A 15,010-nucleotide genomic window follows, 5' to 3' on the forward strand; every position below is an offset into this window, starting at 1 on the left:
AGAGGGAATCCCCCTCTTTTTCATTTCAAGTAAATATTCTATTCGTTTACTTCAACTTGAGCCTCTACAACAAGATTTGTTTCTTCATCTTCTTGAGACTGTTCAAGGTAAACTTCTTCATTGATAGCTTTTGGTTCAAGGTTACGGTAGCGAGCCATACCAGTACCTGCTGGGATGATCTTACCGATGATGACATTTTCCTTAAGTCCAAGGAGATGATCCTTCTTACCACGGATAGCCGCGTCTGTAAGGACACGAGTTGTTTCCTGGAAGGAAGCAGCTGACAAGAAGCTGTTTGTTTCAAGTGAGGCTTTAGTGATTCCCATAAGAACTGGGCGACCAGTCGCTGGAACTCCACCTGAGATAAGGACATCCTTATTGGCATCAGTAAAGTCGTTAATATCCATAAGAGTACCCATGAGAAGATCTGTATCACCTGGATCCATGACACGAACTTTACGGATCATTTGACGAACCATTACCTCGATGTGTTTGTCACCGATTTCTACCCCTTGGCTACGGTAAACTTTTTGAACTTCACCGAGCAGGTAGGTTTCAACTGACAAGACATCCCGAACAGCAAGGAGTCTTTTTGGTTGGATAGAACCTTCTGTTAGAGCTGCACCACGAGATACTTGATCACCAACTTCTACACGCATACGTGCTGTAAATGGTACCACATACTCACCTTCGCCAGTTTCGCCCTTGACAAAGACTTTCTTAGTACGAGTCGAAGCATCTTCTTCGATAGCGGTAACTTGTCCTTTAACCTCTGTGATAACCGCTTCCCCTTTTGGATTGCGGGCTTCAAAGATTTCTTGGACACGAGGAAGACCTTGCGTGATATCGGTATTTGAGGCAACCCCACCCGTGTGGAAGGTACGCATTGTAAGCTGTGTACCAGGTTCCCCGATAGATTGGGCAGCAATCGTTCCGACTGCTTCACCGACTTCAACCGCATCACCAGTCGCCAAGTTGATACCGTAACAGTGACGGCAGACACCATGACGAGTATTACATGTAAAGGCTGAACGAATGGTTACTTCTTCAACACCAGCGTTAACGATTTCGCGCGCCTTGTCTTCTGTAATCAATTCATTTGGACCAATGATAACTGCACCAGTTTCTGGGTGTTTAACAGTTTTCTTAGTGTAACGACCATTGAGACGTTCTTCGAGAGACTCAATCATCTCTTTACCTTCAGTGATAGAGCAGATTAAGAGACCACGGTCAGTTCCACAGTCATCCTCACGGATGATAACGTCTTGGGCAACGTCAACCAAACGACGAGTCAAGTAACCTGAGTCGGCTGTCTTAAGGGCCGTATCGGTCATACCTTTACGGGCACCGTGAGTTGAGAAGAACATTTCGAGTACTGACAAACCTTCACGGAAGTTTGAAAGGATTGGCAATTCCATGATACGTCCATTCGGAGCAGCCATCAGACCACGCATACCGGCAAGCTGTGAAAAGTTTGAGATGTTACCACGGGCTCCAGAATCCATCATCATAACGATTGGGTTCTTAGGATCTTGGTTGGCAACCAAACGTTTCTCCAATTTTTCACGGGCAGCACGCCATTCAGCTGTAACGGCATTGTAGCGCTCGTCATCTGTGATCATACCACGACGGAATTGTTTTGTGATTTGTTCTACACGTTTGTGTGATTCTTCGATGATTTCTGCCTTGTCTTCAACGACTGGAATATCGGCAATACCCACTGTCAAACCTGCAAGAGTTGAATGGTGGTAACCGAGGTTCTTCATACGGTCAAGTAGGGCAGATGTTTCTGTCGTACGGAAACGTTTGAAGATTTCAGCGATGATATTTCCAAGGTTTTTCTTCTTGAATGGCGGGTTGAGTTCAAGGCCATTGATAGCTTCCTTGATATTTCCACCTAATGGCAAGAAGTACTTAGCCGGAACACCTTCTGTTAAGTTAGCATTTGTTGGCTCTTGCAAGTATGGTAAACCTTCAGGCATGATATCGTTGAAGAGGATTTTACCTACAGTTGTAAGCAAGATTTTGTGTTTTTGGTCTTCTGTCCATGGTTTGTTAAGGCTGTCTGTTGCGATACCAACACGTGAGTGGAGGTGAACATAGCCATTGCGGTATGCCATAACAGCTTCGTCACGGTCTTTGAAGACCATTCCTTCACCTTCACGGCCAGCTTCTTCCATGGTTAAGTAGTAGTTCCCCAAAACCATGTCCTGAGATGGAGTAACAACTGGTTTCCCATCTTTTGGATTCAAGATATGCTCAGCAGCCAGCATCAGGATACGAGCTTCTGCTTGGGCTTCTTCTGAAAGTGGTACGTGAATGGCCATTTGGTCCCCGTCAAAGTCAGCATTGTAGGCTTCACAGACAAGCGGGTGCAAGCGAAGGGCCTTACCATCAATCAAGACTGGCTCGAAGGCTTGGATACCCAAACGGTGAAGGGTTGGTGCGCGGTTCAAAAGCACTGGGTGTTCTTTAATCACTTCTTCGAGGATATCCCAGATACGTTCATCCCCACGTTCCACCAAGCGTTTAGCTGCTTTCACGTTTTGCACGATATCACGAGCAACAATTTCACGCATGACGAATGGTTTAAAGAGCTCGATAGCCATTTCACGTGGCACACCACATTGGTACATCTTAAGAGTTGGACCAACGGCGATAACCGAACGTCCTGAGAAGTCAACACGTTTACCGAGCAAGTTTTGACGGAAGCGTCCTTGTTTACCTTTAAGCATGTGGCTCAATGATTTAAGTGGACGGCTACCTGGTCCTGTGATCGGACGACCACGACGACCATTGTCAATCAAAGCGTCAACCGCTTCTTGAAGCATACGCTTCTCATTTTGAACGATGATACCTGGTGCGTTCAACTCAAGCAAACGAGCCAAACGGTTGTTACGGTTAATCACACGACGGTAAAGGTCGTTCAAGTCAGATGAGGCAAAACGGCCACCATCCAACTGCAACATTGGACGAAGATCTGGTGGAATAACTGGAAGGATGTTGAGAACCATCCATTCAGGTTTGTTTCCAGACTTGTGGAAAGCATCCAAAACATCCAAGCGACGGATAGCTTTCACACGTTTTTGTCCAGTAGCTGTTTTCAACTCTTCTTTGAGTTCAGCAATTTCTTTTTCAAGATCTACTTGTTTCAAAAGGTCTTGGATAGCTTCGGCACCCATTTTGGCAACGAATGAACCATGACCATATTCACGCAAGCGTTCACGGTATTCACGCTCTGTCATGATAGATTTGTGCTCAAGTGGTGTATCTTTTGGATCAATCACCACGTAAGCTGCAAAGTAGATAACTTCCTCGAGGGCACGAGGACTCATGTCAAGGGTCAAGCCCATACGGCTTGGGATACCCTTGAAATACCAGATGTGAGATACAGGAGCCTTCAATTCGATATGTCCCATACGTTCACGACGAACTTTAGTACGCGTTACTTCAACCCCACAGCGGTCACAAACAATTCCTCTGTATCGAATACGTTTGTACTTGCCACAAGCACATTCCCAGTCTTTTGTAGGACCAAAGATGACTTCGTCAAATAGTCCTTCACGTTCTGGTTTCAACGTACGGTAATTGATTGTTTCAGGTTTTTTGACTTCTCCATAAGACCATGAACGGACTTTACTTGGAGAAGCTAGCGTGATTTGCATACTTTTAAAACGATTTACATCAACCACTATTTCTTCCCTTTCTATTATAAGTGAACTACTTATTCTTGTTCAGTAGCTTCCGCTTTTGCTTCTTCTTCTGCTTCAAAGGCTGCTTTCGCCTCTTGAGCTGCTTTTTCGCGGGCTTTTTCAAGGTCATCTACGTGGATGACATCTTCGTCCATTCCTTCATCAAGGTCACGAAGTTCCACTTCTTGATCGTCTTCGTCAAGGACACGCATGTCAAGACCAAGAGATTGCAATTCTTTTACAAGAACTCGGAATGATTCTGGAACACCTGGTTTTGGAATTGGTTTTCCTTTAGTAATAGCTTCATATGCTTTCAAACGTCCGTTGATATCGTCAGACTTGTAAGTCAAGATTTCTTGAAGGACATTTGACGCACCGTAGGCTTCAAGCGCCCAAACCTCCATCTCACCGAAACGTTGTCCACCGAACTGAGCTTTACCTCCGAGTGGTTGTTGCGTAACAGTTGAGTATGGTCCGACTGAACGTGCGTGCAATTTATCATCAACCATGTGGTGGAGTTTGATCATGTACATGACACCAACTGACACACGGTTATCAAACGGCTCACCAGTACGACCATCGTATAGAATCGTCTTAGCATCGCTATCCATACCTGCTTCTTTGACAGTGTCCCAAAGATCTTCAGAACTTGCTCCGTCAAAGACTGGTGTTGCGATGTGGATGCCAAGAGTACGAGCTGCCATACCAAGGTGAAGTTCCATAACCTGACCGATATTCATACGTGATGGTACCCCAAGTGGGTTCAACATGATATCGACTGGAGTTCCATCTGGAAGGTAAGGCATATCTTCTACAGGAACGATACGAGAGACAACCCCTTTGTTCCCGTGACGTCCGGCCATTTTATCACCGACCTTGATCTTACGTTTTTGAGCGATGTATACACGAACCAGCATGTTCACACCAGATTGCAATTCATCACCGTTTGCACGTGTAAAGATTTTGACATCACGAACGACACCGTCGGCACCATGTGGTACACGAAGAGAAGTGTCACGCACTTCACGAGATTTGTCTCCGAAGATAGCGTGCAAGAGACGTTCTTCAGCAGAAAGGTCTTTTTCACCCTTAGGTGTTACTTTACCGACAAGGATATCCCCTTCTTTAACCTCAGCACCAATACGGATAATACCCATTTCGTCAAGGTCTTTAAGGGCATCTTCACCAACGTTTGGAATTTCACGAGTGATTTCTTCAGGCCCAAGCTTTGTATCGCGTGTTTCTGATTCGTATTCTTCGAGGTGGACAGATGTGTAAACATCGTCTTTGACCAAACGTTCGCTCATGATAACGGCATCCTCGAAGTTGTAACCTTCCCATGTCATATAGGCAACGATTGGATTTTGTCCAAGCGCCATTTCACCTTTCTCCATAGAAGGTCCATCAGCGATAAAATCACCTTTTTCGATGACATCGCCAACTCGAACAAGGGTACGTTGGTTATAAGCAGTACCTGAGTTTGAACGACGGAATTTTTGGATGTGGTAAACATCAAGAGAACCATCTTCACGGCGAACTTCTACTTTGTCCGCATCTGCATAGGTAACCTTACCACCATGTTGTGCAATAACTGCAGCTCCTGAATCATGGGCTGCTTGATATTCCATACCAGTACCAACAAAAGGTGCTTTAGGGTCAATCAACGGAACAGCCTGACGTTGCATGTTGGCACCCATGAGGGCACGGTTGGAGTCATCATTTTCCAAGAAAGGAATACATGCTGTCGCAACGGCAACTACCTGTTTAGGAGAAACATCCATATAGTCAACGCTTGATGCTGGATATTCTTGGTTAACCCCTTGGTGACGTCCCATGACAACTTTTTCAGCAAAAGTTCCATCTGCGTTCAATTTAGAGTTAGCCTGAGCTACTGTGTATTCATCTTCTTCATCGGCAGTCAACCAAACGATTTCGTTAGTTACTTTACCAGTTGCGCGGTCAACCTTGCGGTATGGTGTTTGAATGAAACCATACTTGTTAAGGTGTCCATATGAAGACAAGTTATTGATTAAACCGATGTTTGGTCCTTCAGGGGTCTCAATCGGACACATACGACCATAGTGAGTGTAGTGCACGTCACGTACTTCGTATCCTGCACGGTCACGTGTCAAACCACCAGGTCCTAAGGCAGATAAACGACGTTTGTGTGATAATTCTGATAGTGGGTTGTGTTGATCCATGAACTGTGACAACTGTGATGAACCAAAGAACTCTTTGACTGCAGCTGTTACAGGACGAATGTTGATGATTTGTTGTGGTGTCAACACTTCATTGTCTTGAACCGACATACGCTCACGAACATTACGCTCCATACGAGAAAGTCCTAGACGAACTTGGTTAGCAAGCAATTCACCAACAGCGCGGATACGACGGTTTCCAAGGTGGTCAATATCATCAACGCGACCAATTCCTTCAGCCAAGTTAAGGAAGTAACTCATCTCAGCAAGAATATCTGCAGGAGTCACTACGCGAACCTTGTCATCTGGATTTGCATTACCAATGATAGTTACAACACGGTCTGGATCAGTCGGCGCAACTACCTTGAATTTTTGAAGAACTACTGGCTCTGTCAATACAGCAGAATCATTTGGTGTATAGACAATCTTATTCAAGTCGCCATCCAAGTGACTTTCGATGCTCTCGATAACATCACGAGTCATGACAGTCCCTTTTTCTACCAAGATTTCACCAGTTTCAGGATCTACCAATGGCTCTGCAATCGTAAGGTTAAGCAAGCGAGTCTTAATATTGAGTTTCTTGTTAATCTTGTAACGTCCAACTGCAGCCAAGTCGTAACGACGTGGATCAAAGAAACGAGCTACAAGCAAGGTACGTGAACTCTCAGCAGTTTTTGGCTCACCTGGACGAAGGCGTTCGTAGATTTCTTTTAAGGCTTCGTCAGTACGAGAGTCCATTGGGTTTTTATGGATATCTTTTTCAACAGTGTTGCGAACCAATTCGCTGTCCCCAAAGATATCAAAGATTTCATCATCGCCTGAGAAACCAAGTGCACGAACCAAAGTCGTAAATGGGATTTTACGAGTACGGTCAATACGAGTATAGGCGATGTCTTTTGAGTCACTTTCAAGTTCCAACCAAGCTCCACGGTTAGGGATAACAGTCGAACCGTAGCCCACTTTACCGTTTTTGTCTACTTTATCATTAAAGTAAACACCTGGTGAACGCACCAACTGTGATACGATAATACGCTCACCACCGTTGATGATGAAGGTACCCATCTCAGTCATGATTGGGAAATCCCCAAAGAAAACTTCTTGAGTTTTGATTTCACCAGTCTCTTTGTTAATCAAGCGGAAAGTTACAAAGATTGGTGCTGAATAACTAGCATCATGGATACGAGCTTCTTCAAGCGTATATTTAGGTTCTTTGATTTCGTAGCCAACAAATTCCAACTCCATTGTGTCTGTGAAGTTTGAAATTGGCAATACATCTTCAAACACTTCCTTCAGACCATGGTCTAGGAAATCTTTAAATGAATCTGTTTGAATTTCAATCAAATTTGGTAAGTCAAGAACTTCTTTGATTCTTGAAAAACTACGACGGGTACGATGTTTCCCGTATTGAACGTCATGTCCTGCCAAGATGATTCTCCTTTTAGTTAAAATTCCAAGCCTAATTATCTAGACCTTTGATTATCGTTAGATGGTTAACAAACCCCTATCACCTTATCCTTCTAGGTAATTTTCAGAATCTTTAAATCTCTGTTACAGATGGCAAAAATACTGAAAAAAAGCACAAAAAGAGCAGCTAAATCTGACTTTTGTAAGAAGATTTAACTGCTGTGAGCCTTGTCTGGACAATATTTCAGACAAAACCTACGACAAATGATTACTCATATTATACTTGATTTGCTCTGATTTTTCAAGAGCTTTGCTTGTTTTTTCTTACTTTAGTATAGATGGTCTTCGTTTTCTGAAAAGGTAATTTTCTAGACAAGTAGTTGTTAAATAAATAAGACAGGTTCTATTCATTAACCTATCAACCAACTCTTTAGTTTGTAAGTTGGTATCTTGTATACTGAAAAAGAAATAATACTAATCAATTCAACTTACTTGACAAAAGCGTTGCTTAGTGGTTTAATATACCCCGTAAGGGTATATTGGAGGTGCCTATGTTTCACTTATTTACAAAAATTGATAGTATTTCTACCAGCGAATTAGAAGCTAAACTCAAGGAACCAATTCAGCTACTGGATGTGCGGACGCCTACGGAATTCCGTAGAGGCCATATCAAAAACGCCAAGAATGTTCCTCTAACCGAAATCGGAGCTTACACACCTGCGACAAATGAAACACTTTATGTCATTTGTCATTCTGGTGTTCGAAGCAAGATGGCTGCTAAAAAGCTCAAGAAAAAAGGCTATGATGTTATCAACGTCCGAGGTGGTATGAGCGCGTGGACAGGCAAGATCATATAGAACAAAAAGGGAGAAAATTAATGAAAATTATCATTATTGGAGGAGTTGCAGGCGGTATGTCTGCAGCAACCCGGCTCAGACGTCTCATAGAAGACGCTGAAATCACTATTTTTGAGAAAGGTCCCTTTGTTTCCTTTGCAAACTGCGGACTTCCTTACTATGTTTCAGGAGAAATTACAAATCGTGACAGCTTATTAGTCCAAACTCCTGAAAGTCTCAAGGCAAGATTTAATCTGGATGTGCGTCCATTTCACGAGGTTATCAGCATTTCCCCAGCAGATCATACAGTGACTGTACGCCATAATGGACAGGAATTCACAGAAAGCTACGACAAGCTCGTCCTCTCTCCAGGAGCCAAACCATTTGTTCCTGCCATTGAAGGCTTGGCAGAAGCTAAAAATGTATTCACGCTCCGCAATGTTCCTGATCTCGATGAAATTATGGCAGCCTTGGACAAGCATCCAAAAGAAGCTGTCGTCATCGGTGCAGGTTTTATCGGGCTTGAAATGGCTGAAAACCTGGCAAAACGTGGCTTGCATGTCACTATCGTCGAAAAAGCTCCTCATGTCTTGCCACCATTAGATCAAGAAATGGCAGCCTTTGTCCAAGCAGAATTGGTTAAAAACAGCGTTCGTGTTATCACTTCCCAATCTGCGACTCGATTTGAAGAACAAGGAAAAATCATCGTTCTCGAAAATGGTCAAACGATTACTTCTGACCTCACCATCCTTTCTGTCGGTGTTGAACCTGAAAACGTCCTGGCCAAAGCTGCAGGTATTGAACTGGGACTTCGTGGTGGGATCCTGGTTGATGAACATTACGAAACCAGTCAAAAAGATATTTTTGCGGTTGGGGATGCTATCGTCGTTAAACAAGAAATCACAGGGCAAGATGTCCTCATTTCTCTAGCTTCTCCTGCCAACCGGCAAGGACGTCAAGTGGCAGATGTAATTGCTGGAATGAAGCGCAAAAACAAGGGAAACATCGGTACTGCTATCGTTCGCGCCTTTGGTATATCCGCTGCTTCGACAGGTCTTAGCGAGCGTACTCTTCGTGCCAATCAACTCCCGTACAAGGCAATTCATGTCAGCGGGAAAGACCACGCTGGTTATTATCCAGGTGCTACTGACATGACCTTGAAACTCCTTTTCGACTCAAGTAGTGGTAAGATTTATGGTGCCCAAGGTGTCGGAGCTAAAGGAGTTGACAAGCGAATCGATATCCTAGCAACTGCTATCAAGGCAAATCTCACCGTCTTTGACTTGCCAGAGTTAGAGTTCACCTATGCACCACCATTTGGTTCTGCCAAAGATCCAGTAAATATGCTGGGATACGCAGCTTTGAACCTTATCGAAGGTCTGAGCGACAATATACAGTGGTACCAGCTAGAAGATGAAATAGCTACTGGCAAGAAATTCCTGGATGTACGGACCAGTAGCGAATTCCAAAGTGGTCGACTTAAGGTTGACACCATCCACATCCCCCTAAACGAACTACGGGAACGCTTGGATGAACTAGACAAGAACCAAGCCTACATCGTTAGCTGCCACAGTGGTTTGCGCAGCTATATCGCAGAGCGTATCCTCAAGCAAGCAGGATTTACCGTCCAAAACCTTGACGGCGCTTATTCACTATACAAAATGGCTAATCCAAAAGGAGTAGAATATGCTAACTAATATCAGCATGGCTGATTTTTATGAAAAATATCAAAATGAACATCTAGATCTTATCGATGTCCGTGAAGTACATGAATTCCAAGCAGGACACGCACCAGGTGCCAAAAATCTTCCGTTAAGTACCTTGGAGCAAGGCTACAAAGAACTCAAACCTGACCATGAATACCATGTCATCTGTCAAGGTGGAGTTCGTTCTGCCTCTGCCTGTCAATTTCTCAGCGCTCAAGGTCTCACCGTTACCAATGTAGAAGGTGGCATGAATGCCTGGCCCGGTGATGTAGAATAAATCAAATACAAAAAGAGCAATTGGTTTACTCTAAAGAAAACCAACTGCTCTTTTAATCATTTGTTCACTATTTAAGAGAAACGTCTATTTTTTATTACTTGCGTTTAATCAAGTATTTAACTGCCTTTTCCAATCTTTCCTTCTGCGCTTGAGGGTCGCCTAAAGGTTCATTAATACAAGCTGTTAAATTCTCCGTTATCATCAGTTCAATAATACGATCAACACTGGATCGCACTGCTGTTAATTGAGTAATGATATCGACACAATCCCGCTCTTCCTCCATCATTTTTTGAATACCTCGCAATTGACCCTCTGAGCGTTTGAGGCGTGTAATGTACTTTGATTTTGTCATATCTTTATCCTTAAACGATTTTTTTACATTATATCTCTAATACAGACCTTTGTCAAAAGGAGCACTTATCTTAAAGATAAAACCTCCTAGTTCTCCACTCTGACTCTCGTAATAATACCATCTTTATCTGTAACAGAGAATTCAGAAGAGGAAATCCATCGAAGTTGCTCTTGCCAATCCTGTGCTTGCGTAAACAAATTGACCAAAAACTCTTTATTCTCAACTTCAACCACATAGTAGGCTAGCCCCACCATTCCATTCTTACGTCGAACTAAGTTTTTGCCACCCCATTCATTGACAGCTAGATGATGGTGATAAGCCCCTGATGCGATCCAACTGGCATGTGGAATCGTGAATTTATCCTCAAGACCAAGGGACTCTTGGTAGAACACACTCGCTTCTTGGCTATTCTTAACAGATAGGTGAACATGCCCCATGCGAGTCCCACTTGCAATTGCAAAAGGCTCGATTTCTTTTCCTAGTTGGTAGATATCTTGAGCAGAGAGTTCTTCTGTCACACCAATAATACGGCCATCCTCACGAATATCCCAGACTGTCACAGGCTTATCTCTATAGAGTTCTATGCCATTACCCTCTAGGTCTTCTAGATAGATAGCCTCACTATAGCCATGATCAGCTCCACCAACTAATGGAATCTTTAAGTCTAATAAGTGTTTAAAAACATTAGCCAAATCTTCACGAGTCGGCAAAAGAAGTGCCATATGATAAAGACCATAACTTTGCTTAGGATTACTAATGTCATCTGTCTTAATTAGCCGAACTAGCGGTTTCCCACCGGCACCTAAAAGAACTTCTTTTTCCGATTGATTCAAAATCTCCAACCCAAGCAACAGATGATAAAATGCTGTCTGACTTTCTAAGTCCTTAACATTTAAAGCTACTTCAGCCAAATAAATCTGACTATTATATTCGTAAACCATAGAAAATCTCTCTTTGTTGTAGCTATTTTTATTACATCTATTGCACTCCCTTCTCAGCCAATGTCAATCTAGATGCTCAACGCTGATAAAACAAGAACAATCCTCCCCATGTAGGAAGGATTGTTTCGCTTTAATGAGCCAACATTTCTTGAGCAATCTCTTGGCCTGATAAGTCATCTGGATAGTAGGTTGGCCAGTTGTCCATCTCTTCAAAGAGAGCTTCTTGGCTAGTACCTCCAAAGAAGATATGGAAATGCTCTGCCTTGACCGGAGCGATATTGTGGTCGCTAAACTGAACATACTTGAATTGTCCAGCATCCGCATCTGTTGCTTCAAAGAGATAACGGACTCCACGATTTCCTTTCTTATAAGTCAAGATTTTCTTGCCGACATACTTGTAAGTATATTTCTTACTTTGGTCTCCTTGGATGAATTCCATCGTATTATCTGTAATGTTAATCTTGCTTACATCTGTTTGGTAACCTTTTTGATAGTAGGCCTTGTACTCATCCTTGGTCATCTTGCCAGTCAATTTAGCCTTGTAGTCAAATACTTGGTCAAGAGTCCCATTTTCAAGGAAAGGATAGACTGACTGCCAGTTGCCAGCATAATCACTCAGGGTACGATCCTTAACATCAGCATCCTCAAAGTAACCATTTTGAACTGTTTTAGTTTCCTCTGCTTTTTCTGGTTCAATTTCTGCTCCTGACTGATCCGTTGTCTGCTTGAGTGCCTTGAGGTTTTTCTCCATGACAGAGATATAGTTCTCGCCGGCTTTCATGTCTTCTTCTGTCAAGCTTTCAAGAGGATTTAGTACATCTAGCTTCACACCTGTTTCTTTTGAGAGGGTATTGGCTAGGGCTTGTGAGGCATTTTCTTCAAAGTAGATATAAGAAATCTTATTTTTCTTGATGTATTCGGTCAATTCTGCCAAACGGCTTGCTGACGGCTCAGCATCTGGTGAAAGTCCAGAGATAGAGACTTGATTGAGTCCGTAATCCAAGGCAAGATAACGGAAAGCCGCGTGTTGAGTCACAAAACTCTTTTGCTTAGCACTAGAAAGTCCTTCAGTATAGGCCTTATCCAAAGCTTGTAGCTTTTCGATATAGGCTGCTGCATTTTGCTCAAAAGTCACCTTCTTATCTGGATAGTCAGCCGAAAGACTATCACGGATGTGTTCTACCAGCTTAATGGCACGCGCAGGAGACAACCATACATGGGGGTCATACTCGTGATGATGACCTTCTTCACCTTGGTCATGGTCTTCCTCTTCTTCACTTCCTGGAAGAAGTAGCATATCTCCAGTAGCTTTAATCGTTTTTACTTTTTTCGCATCTAGAGATTCTAAAAGCTTCGGAACCCAAGTCTCCATGTTCTCATTTTCATAAACAAAAGCATCAGCATCTTGGATTTTAGCGACTGCCTTAGGTGATGGTTCATAATCATGTGGCTCTGTCCCAGCCCCGATTAAGAGTTCGACATTGGCTGTATCTCCCGCTACTTGCTTGGTAAATTCGTAGACAGGGTAGAAAGTTGTGATGATATTTAACTTTCCGTCTGCTTGTTTTTGATTGGAACAAGCGACTAAGAATAAGGTCACAAGACTTGCCAAAAGTAGGCCTAGTTTTTTCATGTACTTCTCCTATTTGATAAAACGTTTGAGTAAGCTGACTACTAAAAAGACAACTACAAAGATAATGGTGATACTTGCACTCGGTGGTGTCTCTGCATAATAGGAAATATAGAGTCCCGCAACCATACCCAGAAAACCAATGGCGCTAGCAAGTATCATCACAGAACTAAAGTTTTTACCTAGACGCAAAGCAATACTTGCTGGTAAGACCATGATGGTCGATACTAAAAGCGCACCCGCTGCTGGTATCATGAGGGCAATAGCCACACCAGTTACCATGTTAAAGAGGATAGACATAGAACGTACTGGAAGACCATCTACAAAAGCTGTATCCTCGTCAAACGTTAGAATATACATAGGTCTTAAAAAGAGGAAGGTCAAGATTAACACTACCGCTGCAATGACAAAGAGCCCAATGACCTGTTCTTGACTAATGGTTACGATAGAACCAAAAAGGTACTGATCCAGACTCATAGAACTAGAGCTCTTCCCCTTACTCATGACAATAAGTGAAACTGCAAGTCCTGTAGACATGAGAATGGCTGTCCCAATCTCCATAAAGCTTTTATAAACCGTACGTAGGTATTCAAGGAAGACCGCTGCAATCAAGACAATCACAATGGTTGAGATGGTCGGAGAAATCCCCAAAACCAAGCCAAAGGCAACCCCTGAAAGCGAGACGTGACTCAGAGTATCACTCATAAGACTCTGACGACGCAAGATGAGGAAGGTCCCCAAAACTGGTGAAAAGAGACTCATGGCAATAACTGCCAAAAAGGCTCGCTGCATAAAATCATAAGACAATAGATTAAGCATACTCCACCTCCTGGTCACTTTCATGGACATTGAAGCAACGCCATGGCGAATCTTGGTCTCGGACCAGGTGAATATTGCGATCTGCGTAATCCTTAACTTCTTCAGGATCGTGAGTAATCATCAAAACAGCCTTGCCATGATGGTGGGCACTGTGGTGCATGAGTTCATAAAACTCATCCTTGGTTCCCGCATCCATCCCTGTCGTCGGCTCATCCAAGATAAAGATATCAGGATCTGAAGCAAACATACGTGCGATAACAGCCCTCTGCTTTTGCCCGCCAGAAAGGGAACCAATCCTTTTGTCTCGATGTTCCCACATGCCAACAGAGTTTAAACTAGCCTTGATATGTTCCTCATCGTGAGCATTTAGACGACGGAACCAACCTTTTCTTGGATAACGACCTGATTTGACAAATTCATAAACGGTACTTGGAAAACCTGCATTAAAACTTGCAATCTGCTGTGGAAGGTAGGCAATTCTTAGTTTCGTCCCACGAGTGTTGGTCTTTGAAATAGTCACTTTACCAAATCTTGGCTGCAAAATACCCAGACTAGCCTTGATCAGAGTCGTCTTGGCAGCTCCGTTTTCTCCAGTGAGTGTGACAAACTCCCCACTATCAACACTGTAATTGATATGCTCAAGCACAGGTTCCTTGTCATAATAGAAGGACAAATCCTCTACTGTGATGTATCTCATTACTTGATTTCTCCTACTAAAGCAGTTAAAAACCGCTGGATAATTTTTTGCTCTTCAGCTGAGAATTGACTGGCAACTTGTTCATACGTCGATAGGGTGTGCTCATGATGATGATGGTGCTCCTCAGCAATCGGTCTAGCGAGGTCTGTCAATTGATAAAAAATCACTCGAGCATCCTTAGGATCTTTAGAGGTCTCCAACATCCCCTCTTTAATCAATGATTTTATAGCCTTGGTAACGGCTGCTTGACTGACATTGAGACGGCGAGCCAGCTCAGAGTTAGTCAAGGACTCCTCTGATAAAAGCATAAGAATATGCTCCTGGGTATTAGTCAACGCCACGTTACTCGTGCAATGTCCGATTAGGATTTCATGCTGATTTTCAGCTTTTAGGATAATCTCATTTAAAAAATGATCAATGTCTTTTGCTAATTGTCTCATGAACTTCTCCTTTCCTGA

At 43.1% G+C, this 15,010-nt stretch carries 11 protein-coding genes; 3 read left to right on the forward strand and 8 right to left on the reverse strand.

Going from position 1 to position 15,010, the window contains the following annotated elements; translation table 11 throughout:
• Window positions 1-38: 38 nt before the first annotated feature.
• Window positions 39-3,692, reverse strand: coding sequence for a DNA-directed RNA polymerase subunit beta' (gene rpoC / locus FN031_RS08455; protein ID WP_185928466.1), 3,654 nt, complete (start codon window positions 3,690-3,692; stop codon window positions 39-41).
• A 32-nt stretch (window positions 3,693-3,724) separates the two neighbouring features.
• Window positions 3,725-7,315, reverse strand: coding sequence for a DNA-directed RNA polymerase subunit beta (gene rpoB, locus FN031_RS08460; RefSeq protein ID WP_185928467.1), 3,591 nt, complete (start codon window positions 7,313-7,315; stop codon window positions 3,725-3,727).
• A gap of 530 nt (window positions 7,316-7,845) precedes the next feature.
• On the opposite strand from rpoB, the gene FN031_RS08465 reads away from it, so the two are divergent.
• The 3 genes from FN031_RS08465 to FN031_RS08475 are packed head-to-tail and all read left to right on the forward strand — an operon-like array spanning window position 7,846 to window position 10,113.
• Entirely contained in the window at window positions 7,846-8,151 is a 306-nt protein-coding gene (locus tag FN031_RS08465; protein ID WP_006150962.1) for a rhodanese-like domain-containing protein, read from the forward strand.
• Between the two features lie 20 nt (window positions 8,152-8,171).
• On the forward strand, window positions 8,172-9,827 hold the full coding sequence (locus tag FN031_RS08470; protein WP_142559327.1) for an FAD-dependent oxidoreductase: 1,656 nt from the start codon (window positions 8,172-8,174) through the stop codon (window positions 9,825-9,827).
• The gene (locus FN031_RS08475; protein WP_142559329.1) at window positions 9,817-10,113 is read left to right on the forward strand and encodes a rhodanese-like domain-containing protein; all 297 of its coding nucleotides are present in this window, start codon (window positions 9,817-9,819) and stop codon (window positions 10,111-10,113) included. Before FN031_RS08470 ends, FN031_RS08475 begins: the two co-directional genes overlap by 11 nt.
• 94 nt (window positions 10,114-10,207) lie before the next feature.
• On the opposite strand, the gene FN031_RS08480 is transcribed toward FN031_RS08475, so the two are convergent.
• From FN031_RS08480 to adcR, 6 genes are all read right to left on the reverse strand, one after another.
• The gene (locus tag FN031_RS08480; RefSeq protein WP_003002739.1) at window positions 10,208-10,465 is read right to left on the reverse strand and encodes a metal-sensitive transcriptional regulator; all 258 of its coding nucleotides are present in this window, start codon (window positions 10,463-10,465) and stop codon (window positions 10,208-10,210) included.
• An 86-nt stretch (window positions 10,466-10,551) separates the two neighbouring features.
• A complete protein-coding gene (locus tag FN031_RS08485; RefSeq protein WP_142559331.1) occupies window positions 10,552-11,406 on the reverse strand; it encodes a VOC family protein in 855 nt (284 codons plus the stop codon).
• A 130-nt stretch (window positions 11,407-11,536) separates the two neighbouring features.
• Complete coding sequence (locus tag FN031_RS08490; RefSeq protein WP_142559333.1) at window positions 11,537-13,039, reverse strand: zinc ABC transporter substrate-binding protein AdcA; 1,503 nt, start codon at window positions 13,037-13,039, stop codon at window positions 11,537-11,539.
• 9 nt (window positions 13,040-13,048) lie between these two features.
• Window positions 13,049-13,855, reverse strand: coding sequence for a metal ABC transporter permease (locus tag FN031_RS08495; RefSeq protein WP_142559335.1), 807 nt, complete (start codon window positions 13,853-13,855; stop codon window positions 13,049-13,051).
• The gene (locus FN031_RS08500; protein ID WP_142559337.1) at window positions 13,848-14,552 is read right to left on the reverse strand and encodes a metal ABC transporter ATP-binding protein; all 705 of its coding nucleotides are present in this window, start codon (window positions 14,550-14,552) and stop codon (window positions 13,848-13,850) included. Before FN031_RS08500 ends, FN031_RS08495 begins: the two co-directional genes overlap by 8 nt.
• On the reverse strand, window positions 14,552-14,992 hold the full coding sequence (gene adcR / locus FN031_RS08505; RefSeq protein WP_142559339.1) for a zinc-dependent transcriptional regulator AdcR: 441 nt from the start codon (window positions 14,990-14,992) through the stop codon (window positions 14,552-14,554). Before adcR ends, FN031_RS08500 begins: the two co-directional genes overlap by 1 nt.
• Window positions 14,993-15,010: the final 18 nt, after the last annotated feature.

This window comes from Streptococcus mitis, from assembly GCF_902159415.1.
In the GTDB taxonomy this organism is placed as follows: domain Bacteria; phylum Bacillota; class Bacilli; order Lactobacillales; family Streptococcaceae; genus Streptococcus; species Streptococcus mitis_BG.